At 69.5% G+C, this 256-nt stretch carries 1 pseudogene; it reads right to left on the reverse strand.

The window, feature by feature from the left end:
* Positions 1 to 256 (reverse strand): annotated as a pseudogene (locus KVT32_RS30665) (bifunctional transcriptional regulator/glucokinase); the annotation flags it as partial.

A 256-nucleotide genomic window follows, 5' to 3' on the forward strand; every position in this document is an offset into this window, starting at 1 on the left:
CGGGGCGCCGGGCCCCCCGTCGAGATCGCGACCACCACGTCGTTCGGTTTGAGCGGTTCGGCCGCCAGCTGGAACAGGTGGGCGTCGCCGTGGGCCGTGGTCGGGATGCGGAAGCGGAAGAATTTATGCTGGCCGTCCAGCGCCACCACGCGCGCATTGCCCACGGCGTAGAACTCGTCCTTGCTCGCGCGGCGCAGCATCTCGATGGCGCGGTCGGTCGCGTGCACGTCGAGCCCGTCGCGGAATTTCAGGATGG

The organism is Achromobacter sp. GbtcB20 (genome assembly GCF_019091095.1).
GTDB classification, from domain to species: domain Bacteria; phylum Pseudomonadota; class Gammaproteobacteria; order Burkholderiales; family Burkholderiaceae_B; genus Achromobacter; species Achromobacter mucicolens.